Annotated in this window: 11 protein-coding genes; 5 read left to right on the plus strand and 6 right to left on the minus strand. The window is 69.9% G+C overall.

What is annotated here, in order from left to right:
• Window positions 1–84: 84 nt before the first annotated feature.
• Complete coding sequence (gene aceA, locus Aple_RS28450; protein ID WP_155347867.1) at window positions 85–1,377, minus strand: isocitrate lyase; 1,293 nt, start codon at window positions 1,375–1,377, stop codon at window positions 85–87.
• 361 nt (window positions 1,378–1,738) lie between these two features.
• Here aceA and Aple_RS28455 point away from each other — a divergent pair, with 361 nt between their 5' ends.
• A complete protein-coding gene (locus Aple_RS28455; protein WP_246264842.1) occupies window positions 1,739–3,211 on the plus strand; it encodes an XRE family transcriptional regulator in 1,473 nt (490 codons plus the stop codon).
• A 64-nt stretch (window positions 3,212–3,275) separates the two neighbouring features.
• Window positions 3,276–4,130: a dihydropteroate synthase gene (gene folP, locus Aple_RS28460; RefSeq protein ID WP_246264843.1), complete on the plus strand. Its 855-nt coding sequence runs from the start codon at window positions 3,276–3,278 to the stop codon at window positions 4,128–4,130.
• Here folP and Aple_RS28465 read toward each other — a convergent pair.
• The 4 genes from Aple_RS28465 to Aple_RS28480 are packed head-to-tail and all read right to left on the minus strand — an operon-like array spanning window position 4,118 to window position 9,580.
• Entirely contained in the window at window positions 4,118–5,416 is a 1,299-nt protein-coding gene (locus tag Aple_RS28465) for an AAA family ATPase (protein WP_155347800.1), read from the minus strand. The genes folP and Aple_RS28465 overlap by 13 nt on opposite strands.
• Window positions 5,413–6,843, minus strand: coding sequence for a serine/threonine-protein kinase (locus Aple_RS28470; protein ID WP_155347801.1), 1,431 nt, complete (start codon window positions 6,841–6,843; stop codon window positions 5,413–5,415). The genes Aple_RS28465 and Aple_RS28470 overlap by 4 nt, the downstream gene beginning before the upstream one ends.
• On the minus strand, window positions 6,840–7,919 hold the full coding sequence (locus tag Aple_RS28475) for a hypothetical protein (RefSeq protein WP_155347802.1): 1,080 nt from the start codon (window positions 7,917–7,919) through the stop codon (window positions 6,840–6,842). The genes Aple_RS28470 and Aple_RS28475 overlap by 4 nt, the downstream gene beginning before the upstream one ends.
• 53 nt (window positions 7,920–7,972) lie before the next feature.
• Window positions 7,973–9,580, minus strand: a complete 1,608-nt coding sequence (locus tag Aple_RS28480; protein WP_155347803.1) for a GMC family oxidoreductase — start codon at window positions 9,578–9,580, stop codon at window positions 7,973–7,975.
• A gap of 158 nt (window positions 9,581–9,738) precedes the next feature.
• Between Aple_RS28480 and Aple_RS28485 the strand changes: the two genes are divergently transcribed.
• From Aple_RS28485 to Aple_RS28495, 3 genes are all read left to right on the plus strand, one after another.
• Window positions 9,739–10,473 (plus strand): phytanoyl-CoA dioxygenase family protein, encoded by a 735-nt coding sequence (locus Aple_RS28485; RefSeq protein ID WP_155347804.1) that lies wholly within the window; start codon window positions 9,739–9,741, stop codon window positions 10,471–10,473.
• Window positions 10,474–10,543: 70 nt separating this feature from the next.
• A complete protein-coding gene (locus tag Aple_RS28490; RefSeq protein WP_155347805.1) occupies window positions 10,544–10,966 on the plus strand; it encodes a YciI family protein in 423 nt (140 codons plus the stop codon).
• Entirely contained in the window at window positions 10,963–12,186 is a 1,224-nt protein-coding gene (locus Aple_RS28495; RefSeq protein ID WP_155347806.1) for an RNA polymerase sigma factor, read from the plus strand. Before Aple_RS28490 ends, Aple_RS28495 begins: the two co-directional genes overlap by 4 nt.
• Here Aple_RS28495 and Aple_RS28500 read toward each other — a convergent pair.
• A complete protein-coding gene (locus Aple_RS28500; RefSeq protein WP_155347807.1) occupies window positions 12,183–13,052 on the minus strand; it encodes an AraC family transcriptional regulator in 870 nt (289 codons plus the stop codon). The two genes, Aple_RS28495 and Aple_RS28500, sit on opposite strands and share 4 nt — an antisense overlap.
• Between the last annotated feature and the right edge of the window lie 154 nt (window positions 13,053–13,206).

Raw genomic sequence — 13,206 nt, forward strand, 5'->3', positions numbered from 1 at the left:
GCGGCGGCCCCGCCATTGTGCCGTCAGGTCCTGGAGGGTGACCTGCGATGGCGGGGCCGCGCGATCAGGGGGGATCAAGAGGGGTCAGAACTGGGCTTCCTCCGTGGAGCCCTTCAGGGCGGTGGTCGCCGAGTCCGGCGCGATGGCCGTGCTCACCAGGTCGAAGTAGCCGGTGCCGACCTCACGCTGGTGCTTGGTGGCGGTGTAGCCGCGGGACTCGGCCGCGAACTCCCGCTCCTGGAGCTCGACGTAGGCGGTCATGCCGTCCTCGGCGTAGCCGCTGGCCAGGTCGAACATCGAGTAGTTGAGCGAGTGGAAGCCGGCCAGGGTGATGAACTGGAACTTGTATCCCATGTGGCCGAGCTCGCGCTGGAACTTGGCGATCGCCGAGTCGTCCAGGTGCTGCTTCCAGTTGAACGACGGGGAGCAGTTGTAGGCGAGCATCTGCTCCGGGTATTCGGCCTTGATGGCCTCGGCGAACCGGCGGGCCACGTCCAGGTCCGGCGTGGCGGTCTCCATCCAGAGCAGATCGGAGTACGGCGCGTACGCCAGGCCGCGGGCGATGCACGGCTGCAGCCCCTCGCGCACCCGGTAGAAGCCCTCCGCGGTCCGCTCACCGGTGGTGAACGGCTGGTCCCGGGGGTCGACGTCGCTGGTCAGCAGGGTCGCCGCCTGCGCGTCGGTGCGTGCGATGATCACCGTGGGCACGCCACAGACGTCGGCCGCCAGCCGGGCCGCGTTCAGGGTCTTGATGTGCTGCCCGGTCGGGATGAGGACCTTGCCGCCGAGGTGGCCGCACTTCTTCTCCGAGGCCAGCTGGTCCTCCCAGTGCACGCCCGCGGCGCCGGACGCGATCATGGCGCGCATCAGCTCGAAGGCGTTGAGCACGCCGCCGAACCCGGCCTCGGCGTCGGCCACGATCGGGGCCATCCACTGCGGCGGGTCGTCGACGCCGTTGTGGAACGACTCGGCCCAGGTGATCTGGTCGGCCCGCAGCAGCGCGTTGTTGATCCGGCGGACCACGGACGGGACCGAGTTGGCCGGGTAGAGGCTCTGGTCCGGGTAGGTCTGCCCGCTCAGGTTGGCGTCGGCGGCGACCTGCCAGCCGGACAGGTAGATGGCCTTCAGGCCCGCCTTCACCTGCTGCACGGCCTGGTTGCCGGTGAGCGCGCCGAGCGAGCTCACGTAGTCCTCGGTGTGCAGGAGGTCCCACAGGCGCTTGGCGCCGAGGCGGGCGAGGGTGAACTGTTCCTGCACGGAACCGCGCAGTTTCACCACGTCCTCAGGGGCGTACGTCCGCTCGGTGCCGGACCAACGGGGATTGCTCTCCCAGTCGTGCCGCAGTTGGGCGGCGGCGGATCTGAGGCGTTCGACCATCATCTTTTCACTCCCTTGTTGCGTGCTCGTCCGCGGCCCGGGGGCTCGCCGACGGCGGTGTCGTCACCTGGGTGCTTGGTCCGAGTTTGTGTCGACGTCAAGAGATCCGGCAAGCCAGGGAAGCTCGAAAGAAGGCCAAATTTTCTTGTGACAAAATACTGACGGGTATTCGCAGGAGAAGAATCGACGACTTTTCTCTTTGGACTAGACCAATCCGTGTGAGGTGGGTCACACGAACCTGGGTCGTTTTGTCTTGATATATGGTGTTTTACCCGGATTTCTTGGGTTGATGAGGGGTGGTGGTGTGGGGTGGCTCACACAGGGGTGGAAGAAGGCGTGAAATTCTGCCTAGGATCGCTGCATGCCCTCCTTGCTCGGTGAAGAACCGCTGTCTTTGACGCAGGAGCTCGATCTTCTGGCCTTCGGCCAGCGGCTGAAGCACCTGCGGCGGCAGCGCGGGCTCACCCTGTCCGAGCTCGGCGAACGGGTCGGGCGGGCGCCGAGCCAGCTGTCGCTGCTGGAGAACGGCAAGCGGGAGCCGAAGCTGTCGCTGCTGAAATCGCTGGCCGGGGCGCTGAACGTGCCGGTCGAGGAGCTGCTGCGGCGGCAGGCGCCGAACCGGCGGGCGCAGCTGGAGATCGCCCTGGAGGAGGCCCAGCGCGATCCGCTCTACGCCGACCTCGGTCTTTCCCGGCTGAAGGTGTCCGCCCGGGTCCCCAACGACGTGCTCGAACACATCCTGGCCCTGTTCGAGGAGCTCAAGGCGCGGCAGGCGAAGGGCACCGCCACCCCGGAGGAGGCCCGCGCCGCCAACGCCGAGCTCCGGCGCAAGCAGAGCGAGCTGGGCAACTACTTCGAGGACATCGAGCGGGCCGCCGCCGAGGCGCTGGCGGCCGTCGGGTACCGGAGCGGCGCCCTGTCGCAGAGCACGGTGCAGGCGCTGGTCGCGCATTTCGGGTTCACCGTGCACACCGCCCCGGACCTCCCGCGATCCGCGCGTTCCGTGACCGATCTCCGCAACCGGCGGATCTATCTCAAGCGCGAGCAGCTCGGGATGCACACGCCGCGGACCATCCTGCTCCAGACCATCGGGCACTTCGCCCTCGCCCACCACAAGCCGCGGGACTTCGCGGATTTCCTGCGCCAGCGGGTGGAGGCCAATTACTTCGCCGCGGCGGTCCTGGTGCCGGAGGCCGCGGCGGCGCCGTACCTGCTGGAGGCCAAGCGGGATAGGGCGCTGTCGGTGGAGGATCTGCGGGACGTGTTCGCGGTGTCGTACGAGATGGCGGCCCACCGCTTCACGAACCTGGCGACCCACCATCTGGACCTGGTGTGCCACTTCGTGCGGAACGACGCGGGCGGGATCATCTACAAGGCGTACGAGAACGACGGGATCATCTTTCCCGCCGATGAGCAGGGGGCCATCGAGGGGCAGCGGCTGTGCCAGCAGTGGTCGGGGCGGCAGGTCTTCCAGGCCAGGGATCGATTCTCGCCGTACCACCAGTATTCGGACTCGCCGACGGGCACCCATTTCTGCGTGGCGCACGTGGATCCGTCCCAGGAGAAGGATTTCGCGATCACCCTGGGGGTGCCCTTCCGGGAGTCGCGCTGGTTCCGGGGGCGGGAGACGACGGTGCGGAAGAAGTCGAACTGCCCCGCGGGCGAGTGCTGCCGCCGCCCGCCGTCGGAGCTGTCCCAGCGCTGGGACGGGTACGCCTGGCCGTCGGCGCGCGCGCACTCCCATGTGCTGGCGGCGCTTCCGCCCGGTTCGTTCCCCGGCGTGGACGAGGCCGACGTGTACGCCTTCCTCGAACGCCACGCCATCACAGGCTGACACCCGCATGTACGGGCAGGGTTTCCGGTACAAACCGGATATGGGATCTGAGATCGGCAGGGTAATGAAGCTGGGAGCCCGGACGTTCGACTTCTCGCGGCAGGTCGCGGTGATGGCCATCATCAACCGCACGCCTGACTCCTTCCACGACCGGGGCCGCACCTTCGCCCTGGACCGGGCGGTCGAGGCCGCGCTCACCGCGGTCTCCGACGGCGCCGACTGGCTGGACATCGGCGGCGTGCCGTTCGGGCCCGACGGCCCTCAGGTCGAGGCGGCCGAGGAGATCGACCGCGTGGTCCCGCTGATCGAGGCCGTGCGCGCCGCCACCGACGCCGTCATCTCCGTCGACACGCACCGCGGCGTCGTGGCCGAGGCCGCCCTCAAGGCCGGCGCCGACGTCGTCAACGACACCAGCGGCGTCAGCGACCCCGCCCTCGCCACGGAGGTGGCCACCGCCAACGCCGGCCTGGTGGTCACCCACAGCCTCTCCGGGCCCCGCGTCCGCCACCCCCGCCCCACCTACGACGACGTGACCGCGGAGGTCGTCACCTTCCTCCGTGACCGCGTCGCCTTCGCCCGCCACTCCGGCGTCGCCTCCGACAAGATCATCATCGATCCCGGTCACGACCTCAACAAGAACACCCTCCACACCCTGGCCCTGACCCGCCGCCTCCCCGAGATCGCCGCCCTGGGCCATCCGCTCCTGGTCGCCCTCTCCAACAAGGACTTCATCGGCGAAACCCTCAGCAGGGCCCAGCACGACCGGCTTCCCGGCTCCCTCGCCGCCGCCGTCTTCTGCATCCTCAACGGCGCCCGCATCATCCGCGTCCACGACGTCCGCGCCTCCGTGGACGCCGTCCGCATGACGGAGACCCTCCTCGGCTGGCACAGCCCCGACAACCTCCGTCACAACATGTGAGACCGGATCCGGTGCTGTTCGAGGTGGGCCAGGATCGTGTGGTTCGCGATCCAGCCGTCGGGGAACTTGATCGGCACGTTGAGCTGGATGCGGGGGCTGGAGGGGTGGTGGTCGAGCAGGGCGGGGATGCCCGCGCGGGCCACGACGACGCAGGCGTGGCGGTGGCGGGAGGTGAGGACGCAGAGGCGGCCGGATTCGAGGTGGAAGGCGGTGGCGTCGCGACGGCCGGAGAGCGGGTGCCAGACGAGGGTGATGTCGTATTCGCGGCCTTGGAGGCGGTTGGCGGTGTCGACGGTGACGCCCTGCGGGACGCCCGCGGCGCGGACGGCGGCCACCTGGTCGTTGTGGGCGCAGCCGATGGCGATGCGGTCGGGGGTGACGGGATGGGAGCCGTGCTCGTCGTGGGCGACGGTGCCGCGTTCCAGGATCCTGCGCGCCAGGGCGGCGAGCGCGTGGGCCACCTCGGGGTCGGTGCGGACGGTGTGGCGGTCGGGGAGTTCGTGCAGGGCCCAGCCGGAGACGGCGGCTTCCTCGATGGTGGGGTCGCGCGGGCCGGGGACGGTGAGTTCGAGGCGGCGGTCGCCGGGGGCGGTGCCGGGGGAGAAGCCCGCGGCGGGGTAGAAGGCGCGGGAGACGATCGGGGCCGCGCTGGCGGGGAGCCGCCAGGAGACGGGGAGCTGGTGGACCTTGAGGTTGTTGATGCGCTGGGTCACCGCGACGGCGCTCTGCAGGGGATCCCAGGCCATGCCGGTCCAGCGGTCGCTCTCGATCACCGAGAACGGGTCGAGCTGGCCGGGGTCGCCGACGAACAGGGTGTGGCCGGCGGCGAAGAGCGGGGCGACGGCGAGGAGCTTGTCCGACCGCATCTGGTAGGCCTCGTCCACGATCGCCCACTCCCAGGCGCGCCCGGAAATGTACGCCCATTTGTCGGCGGTGGCCACGACGACCTGACAGTTCTCCACATTTTCGATCTTGTTGTGGAGGGTGACTCCGGGGTGGCGGGTGACGCGGTCAGGGGGTTCGAAACCCTCGGCGTGCAGGCGGCCGATGGAGGCGCCGGGCGCGTTGCTCGCGAGCTTGTCGACCAGGTCGTCGACCTGCTCGTTGGTCTGGGCGACGATCATCAGCCGCTGGTCGGCTTTGACCAGTTCGATGGTGGCCGACACGACCAGGGTGGTCTTGCCCGCCCCGGGCGGGGAGTCGACGACCAGCCCGCGATGGGCGCCGCTGGTGTAGTCGGTGAGGATTTCGGCGGTGGTGGCCCTGGCTCGTTCCTGGGGTGTCATGACCACGCCTCCTGCGCGTCCTCGTCGGTCGGTACGTACGCGGGGGGCGGGCCGCCGTGGGTCCAGGGGGTTTCCGCCACGTCGGGGAGCGTTGGCCGCCGGGCGCCCGCGGGGTCGAGTTCGGTGTAGCAGACGATCTCGCCGGGCGCGGGCAGGGTCGCGTCCTTGGTCATGCCGCTGTTGACCTGGAGGGTCACGATATCGGCGTCCACGGACATGAGGACGGTGCCCTGTTTCGGGCGTGCGGGGGACAGGAGTTTCCGGCCAGGCGGGAGCCGTACCGGATCGCTGGTTTGGACGCTTACCAGCGGGCGGGCCACCATGCGCTTCTTGCCGGGCGGGATGATCTTCCGGTCGGCGTCGACGGCGATCACCCGCCCGGCGAAGGCGGCGCCCTCGGCCCGGTGGTCGGCCATCACCAGCGGGTCGTCGAACGCCTTGCTCGCCTCGTAGCTCTGCCGCGCGCCCTCCAGCGCGGACAGCCGCCGCGCCGCCGCGACCGCGCTGTCCCACCGCCCCGGCGGCGGCCCGCCTTCGGCGATCGACGCGCTCTGCCTGGCCAGCGCCGCACGATCCCGTTCCCACCGCCCCGCCGCGCTTTCCGCTTCGGGTACGGCACGCAGCAGATCGACCGCACGCCACATCAGGTTCCAGGTGGGTTCGAGCTGCCCCCGCAGCGCCTCGTGGAGCCGGGCCGGGGATCCGTGGATGAGCGGTTGCAGGACATGCCGGTCGAAACCCGGATCGGTGTCGGGCCCGGCCGGGGGTGAGCGCAGCGGATCCTCCGCGAGGAGCGCGGCCTGCGGGCCTGTGCTGCCCTCGGGCGGATCGATCCAGGCCAGCTGCGCGGCCAGGTTGCCGTTCTCGGCGGCGCTCAGGCCGGTGACCCAGTGTTCGGCGAGGACGTCGGTCATGGCGAGCAGCATGGCCGAACCGGCGAACTCGGCGCGTTCGTGGAGGAAGGTCAGCCAGCGGCCCAGCAGGGGGACCGGCGGCGGGACCGCGTGCGGGCCCTCGGTCGCGCGGAACCGGGTGGACCGCCCGATCAGCCGGGTGAAGGCGATCCCGCCGGGGTTGGGGACCAGGATCTGCGGGGCGTCCAGGCAGCGCTCGTACGCGCTCTTGGTATCCGAAATTTCCACCTGCGCGGCATATTTCTGGATATAGGGCACTACGAGTTCGGCGAGTTCGGCCATGAAGGCGAAACGCTGGTCGCGGTCGCGGGGGTTCGCGACGACCAGGAGCCTAGGGGCGGCGCGGTCGGTGCCGAGCACCGCGGCCAGCGGCGCGGCGGCCTCGCCGGCCATCCGCAGCGGGATGAACACCAGCGGCTCCGCCGACAGGTGGGCGTGGCGCACGGTCGCGGCCGGCTGGGCCCGCCCGTCCCGGACGGCTCGCACGGTCAGGAACGATCGCAGCAGGCTCACGCGACCGCCTCGTCGAGGATCCTCCGCACGAAACCCAGCCGTTCGGCGATGGCCGCGTGCTCGGTCGGGACGTTTTCGCCCCCCATGAGCTCGATCGCCATGTCCAGCGACTCGATGCCGCCGAGATCGTCGCGTACGGACCGTCCCAGGGCTTCCAGCGAGCCGCACGCGCGGGCTTCGTCCCGGCAGAAGTAGGCCATCTCACACGCGGCCAGGCACTCGGGGGCGTACCTCGCCGGAATGGCGGACAGGGCCGCGCCGAGCTCGGCCGCCGGGCGGGTCGGCGTCTCGCCGGCCAGCCGCAGGTCGAGGCTGAGGTCGGGGGGCAGCCGGTCGAGGATCGTGTCGATCCGGGCCAGGCGCGCCAGTTGCCGCTTGAGCGCTTCGAGCTGGAGGCGCACGTCGACCAGGCAGGCGGTCGGGAAGTTCATGAAATCCTTGGGGCAGATCAGGATGACATCGTGGGACACGCGTTCGGGGTCCAGCCCGAACAGCTCCCGCATCGCGTGCACGTAGACGGCCGCTTCGCGGGCGGCGGCGGACACCTTCCCCGGGTCGGCCTGGCCGTCGATGATCGGGAACGACTTGATGGCCACCACGTGGAGGCGGTGGTCGGCCTGGAAGGCGATGACGTCCGGTTCCAGGTAGACCTCGTAGCCCGCCACGCCGAGCTTGACCAGCGGGTGGTCGACGAGGGTGGCCGTCTCGGGTGCCGCCGCGCCGAGCACGTCCATGGTGTGCCGGTGCCGCGCTTCTTGGCCGCTGGCATGACCGACGTCGTGATATTCCGCCTCTTTCACCGGAAGGTCCAGCAGCTCGCGCAGCAGCCGCAGCACGTGCGCGCCCTCGTCGGCCTTGACGATCGCCTTGAACTCCCGGGTCCGCGTGATCGCGAACGGCGACTGGCCGAACCGTGCGGGGAACCCGAGATGCTCCACGATTGTGCTTTTGTCGATCCCGGCGCCGTCCAGGACGGCCCGCCGATCGCACGCGGGGTTGGCGGCCAGCGCGGCGATGGCGCGCGCGTTGTGGGCGACCGGCAGGCTGCTCCCGCGTATCGCGTCCAGTCGGCTCACGCGCTCGCCGCCGCCGTCAGGCCGCGGAACTCGGTGATGTTGATCCTCATGGATCAGGAGTTTGCCACCATGAGGGCCGCGCAGTGTTCACCGATCATCATGCTGGGGGCGTTCGTGTTGCCGCCGACGATGCTCGGCATGATCGACGCGTCGGCGACGCGGAGCCCTTCGACGCCCCGGACCCGGAGGGCGGGATCGACGACGGCGCGTTCGTCGGAGCCCATCCGGCAGGTGCCCACCGGGTGGTAGACGGTGGTCGCGCGGTTGGCCACCTCGTCCTCGAGGGCGGCGCGGTCCGGGTAGTCCGGGCCGGGGGAGATCTCCCCGCCGACACCATCAGCGATGATCTTGTTGGCCATGACCTCGCGGATCAGCTCGATCCCGTCCAGGAGCAGCCTGCGGTCGTCGGGGTCGTGCAGGTAGGCCGGGTCGATGATCGGCGCGGCGGCCGGATCGGCGGAGGCCAGCCGGAGCGTGCCCCGGCTCTTGGGGTAGATCAGCGTGGCCAGCAGCGTGAGGGACGGGCGCGGGTCCACCTTGTGCCGGATGGGCGCGTCCTGGTTCGGGCCGGGATACCCCCAGGGAAGCGCGTGAATCTGGAGATCCGGCACATCCCCGGCCTGCGAGCTGCGGACGAATCCGACGCCTTCGAAGACGCTGCGGCTCACCCACGTCCCGCCGCGCAGCGTCTCTTTGATCATCCCCGCCGCGAAGTACGGCGCCGTGCCCCGGTTGCGCGCCGACTTCATGAGGAAACTCATCGGCACGAACATGTGATCGTGCAGGTTGTCCCCGACGGGAAGATCGGCGACCACCTCGATCCCGTGCTCCCGCAGATGCGCGGCCGGTCCGACCCCGGAGAGCATCAGCAGCTGCGCCGAACCGAAGGCGCCCGCCGTGAGGATCACCTCCCGGGTGGCCCGGATCATCCCCGTTCCGGACTTCCCGGCGACCTCCACCCCTGTCGCCCGGCCGTTCACGATCACGATCCGCGTCACCAGGCAGCCCGTGGTGACGGTGAGGTTGGGCAGGCCGTGATCGTCCAGATATCCCACCGACGAGCTGTACCGCAGCCCGCCGTACGCGCTCTGCTGGAACAGCGCCGCGCCCTCCTGCGACTCCCCGTTGTAGTCGTCGTTCCGCTTCACGCCCGCCGTGTCGGCCAGCGCCTCGATGAACGCCTGCGTCGCCGGCGTGATGTCCTTCGCCCGGGTCACCCGGATCGGCCCGCCGCCCCCGCGTAACTCGCTCGCGCCGTCCTCCCAGCTCTCCATCCGCTTGAAACTCGGCAGCACGTCGGCGAAACTCCACCCCGCGCACCCGTCCGCCGCCCAGTCGTCGTAGTTCCGCCTGTTCCCCCGTACGAACACCATGCCGTTGATCGACCCGGACCCGCCGAGCACCCGCCCCCGCGTCTGCGGTATCTCCCGCCCGAGCGCATCCGCCTGCGGCGCGCTGTAATACCCCCAGTCGAGCCGCTTCTTCAACTGCGGAATGCTGTGAAAGACCGCGATCATCCCCGGCTTCCGCACCCACATCGTCCGATCCGACCCACCCGCCTCCAGCAGGACCACCCTCGCCCCACCCTCGGCCAGCCGCCTGGCCAGCACACACCCGGCACTCCCGGCCCCCACCACGACGTAGTCAGCACTCAGATCCATGTCTTCCCTCGCAGCGGAAGCCTACGACCGCGAATCCACAGCCAGCGTGAATGTACTCCACCATGCAAACGCTTGGTCAATACCCAGATCCGCTCGTACGGTCACGATCGGTGTTTGTGGGCATTATCAGGGGGTGGGGTTCGATGTGGGAGAGCGGCATGGTTGATGTGGGGTTCTATCGGGAGAACGGGTATCTGCTCGTCAAGGGGTTGCTGGGGAAGGGGGAGGCGGCGGCGTATCGGGATGAGTGTCATGGGGTGTTGGGGCGGTTGCGGAAGACGGATCCGACGTGGGGGAGTGCGCGGGGGTTGGCGGGTGGGCCGACTGAGTTGCGGCATTGTCATGATGCGCAGTTCTATTCGGCGGCGTTCGCGAAGTTGATGGTGGATCCGCGGTTCACCGATGTGGCGGCGGCGGTGCTGGGGACCGAGAACGTGCAGTTGCATCACACGAAGATCTTCGTGAAGCCGGCGGAGAAGGGGTCGCCGTTTCCCATGCATCAGGACGCCGCTCATTTTCCGCACGCGACGGACGCGGTGGGGGCGGCCATCTTCCACTTCGACGACGCGCCCGAGGAGAAGGGCTGTGTCCGGGTGATGCCGGGGAGTCACAAGCGCGGGATCCTGCCGCATGTGGAGGAGGGCGGCTGGCATCTTCCGCTTGACGAATGGCCGCTCGAAGCCGCGGTTCCCATCGAGGCGGAGGCGGGGGATGTGCTGCTCTTCAGCTACCTCACCGTGCACGGGTCGGGGATCAACTCGGCGGACGAAGCGCGCACCACCTGGCTGGTACAGTTCCGCGACCCGGAAGCGCTGCCCGTCGACGACGTCCATCGTTCCCGGGGACAGGGCATGATGCTGCGCGGTATCGACCCGGCGATGCGACTTACCTGAACGACGATGTCCGGTTGCCCCGGACGGCTCCGACGTCACTGGTGAGAAGGCCCACGGCGAAGGAGAGACCATGAAATACATGATCATGCTGTACGGATCCCAGCAGGACTACGACGCGATGACCGGCCAGAGCACCGACGGGCCCGCCTGGACCCCGGAGGACTTCGGCGCGATGCACGCCTTCATGCAGAAGTGGAACAACGACCTGGTCGAATCCGGCGAATTCGTCGACGCCCAGGGCCTGGCCGCGCCCGTGCACACCCGCCGGGTCTCCCTCCAGAACGGCGTCCCGGTCATGACGGACGGGCCGTACCCGGAGACGCAGGAGGTCCTCGCCGGTTACACGATCGTCGACTGCGCGAGCTTCGACCGGGCGACCGAGATCGCCGCCCAGCTGGCGAACACCCCGCATCCGGCCGACGGGGAGCAGGTGTTCTACGCGGACATCCGGCCCATCGTCGACGGCGCCGGCGAACTGCTGCCCCCGGCGTGACCGAGCACGAGGTCGAGGACCTGCTGCGGCAGTGCGCGCCGCAGGTCCTCGGCGCCCTCGTCCGGCGGTACGGGCATTTCGACACCGCCGAGGACGCGGTGCAGGAAGCCCTCCTGGCCGCCGCCGTCCAGTGGCCCAAGGAGGGACTCCCGGACAACCCGCAGTCCTGGCTGATCACGGTCGCCTCCCGGCGGCTGACCGACCTGCTCCGCGCCCAGCAGGCCCGCCGGCGCCGCGAGGACACCGTCGCCCGCTGGACGCCGCTGGACGCCCCGCCCGCCGACCAGCGGCCGGAGGACTCCGACGACACGCTCATCCTGCTCTTCCTGTGCTGCCATCCGTCGCTGTCGGCGGCCTCCCAGATCGCGCTCACCCTGCGCGCCGTCGGCGGCCTGACCACCGCGGAGATCGCCCGCGCGTTCCTGGTGCCCGAAGCGACGATGACCCGGCGGATCACCCGGGCCAAGCAGCGCATCAAGGACAGCGGCCTGCCGTTCCGCATGCCGTCGGGCCCAGAGCGCGCCGAACGGCTCGCCGTGGTCTTGCACGTGCTCTACCTGATCTTCAACGAGGGATACGCGAGCACGTCAGGCCCGACTCTGCACCGCCGGGAACTCTCCGCCGAGGCCATCCGGCTGGCACGCCTGGTCCACCGGCTGCTGCCCCAGGACGGCGAGGTGACCGGGCTGCTGGCCCTGATGCTGCTCACCGACGCCCGCCGCCCCGCCCGTACCGGCCCTGACGGTTCGCTGATCCCGATGGCCGAGCAAGATCGCGGCCGCTGGAACGCCGACCTCATCGCCGAGGGCGTCCGCCTGATCAGCGACGCCCTCCCACGCGGCGCGACCGGCCCCTACCAGCTGCAGGCGGCCATCGCCGCCGTCCACGACGAGGCCGAGACCGCGGCGGCGACCGACTGGCCCCAGATCATGGCCTTGTACGGCGTGCTCTTGCGCATATCCCCCAACCCCATGGTCGCCCTGAACCACGCCGTCGCGGTGGCCATGGTCCGCGGCCCTCAAGCCGGTCTGACCCTGCTGGCCGGCCTCGACGACCGGCTCGCCGACGACCACCGGCTCCACGCCGTCCGGGCGCACCTGCTGGAGATGGCCGGAGACAGTAGCGGCGCGCGCGACTGTTACCTAGCGGCGGCCCGGCTCACGATGAGCCTGCCCCAGCAGCGGTATCTGCACGCGCGCGCCGCCCGGCTGGCCCGCTAACGGGCGGCCGCCCGCTCAACGGGGATCCAGAGCTCCGAGTCCGCGTGCGCCCCGTCCTGCGACAGCCGCGTGCTCAGGAGCGTGGGCCCCGGCCTGCTCTGGTACGGATTGGACGGGAACCACTGGGTGTACACATCCCGCCACAAGTACTGCACCGAGTGCGGGCTCGGCCCCGAGTCCTCGAAGACCGCCCACGTCCCGGCGGGCACGGTGAGGGACTCCATGTCGTCGGGTGTCGGAGCGGTGGTCGCCGCCGCCTGGTAGTAGTCGAGCTCGGTGCCCTCCGCGCGGCTCTCGTCCGCGTCGTCGGTGACGCTGAGGATGCCGCGCGGCTCCAGGTCGGACAGTGCCGCGATGCGGTCGATGGTCTCCTGGCCGAGGCCCCGGATGAAGGCGACCAGCGCCGGGTTCATCCCCTCGTGCACCAGGGGAATACGGGTCTTCTTCCCGACCACCTTGAATGTCTCCTTCTCCACAAGCCGGTATCGCATGCTGCTGCTCCCTTCGATGACGAGGCGGAAGGACATCCGTGGCTGGGCGTGCAGTGCCGCTCCGGTGCGCCGGGCCTCGCCAGGGCCGACGCCGTGCATGGCGCGGAACGCGCGGGCGAACGCCTCGCCCGAGCCGTAGCCGTACCGCACGGCGATGTCGAGCAGCGTGCGGTCGCCCGCCAGCACCTCGGCCCCGGCGACGGTGAGCCGCCTGCGGCGGATGTACTCCGACAGCGGGAACCCGGCCAGCGCCGAGAACATCCGCCGGAAGTGGTACTCCGAGGTGACCGCGATCCGCGCGAGGTCCGCGATCTCGATCGGCTGATCGAGATGCCGCTCGATGTGGTCCATGGCCTGGTTCAAGCGGTCCAGCACGTTCCGCCCTCCTTCCTTCCGATCTCCACGTTAGGAAGCACCCAGCCTGCCGCACCCGACATCCTGTGCCCGTACGGATCGGGTTCCCCGGCGCGAAAGTTTCAGCGTCCATGGCCGGTCGGGCCTTTGGGTGATCTTGGAGCGTTGACGGGGG

The sequence above is a fragment of the Acrocarpospora pleiomorpha genome (assembly GCF_009687885.1).
Lineage (GTDB): Bacteria > Actinomycetota > Actinomycetes > Streptosporangiales > Streptosporangiaceae > Acrocarpospora > Acrocarpospora pleiomorpha.

Excerpts from the sequence above, each read along its gene's own strand:
- aceA (WP_155347867.1), bottom strand. The coding sequence starts at position 1,377 with ATGGTCGAACGCCTCAGATCCGCCGCCGCCCAACTGCGGCACGACTGG.
- Aple_RS28455 (WP_246264842.1), top strand. The coding sequence starts at position 1,739 with ATGCCCTCCTTGCTCGGTGAAGAACCGCTGTCTTTGACGCAGGAGCTC.
- folP (WP_246264843.1), top strand. The coding sequence starts at position 3,276 with ATGAAGCTGGGAGCCCGGACGTTCGACTTCTCGCGGCAGGTCGCGGTG.
- Aple_RS28465 (WP_155347800.1), bottom strand. The coding sequence starts at position 5,416 with ATGACACCCCAGGAACGAGCCAGGGCCACCACCGCCGAAATCCTCACC.
- Aple_RS28480 (WP_155347803.1), bottom strand. The coding sequence starts at position 9,580 with ATGGATCTGAGTGCTGACTACGTCGTGGTGGGGGCCGGGAGTGCCGGG.
- Aple_RS28485 (WP_155347804.1), top strand. The coding sequence starts at position 9,739 with ATGGTTGATGTGGGGTTCTATCGGGAGAACGGGTATCTGCTCGTCAAG.
- Aple_RS28490 (WP_155347805.1), top strand. The coding sequence starts at position 10,544 with ATGAAATACATGATCATGCTGTACGGATCCCAGCAGGACTACGACGCG.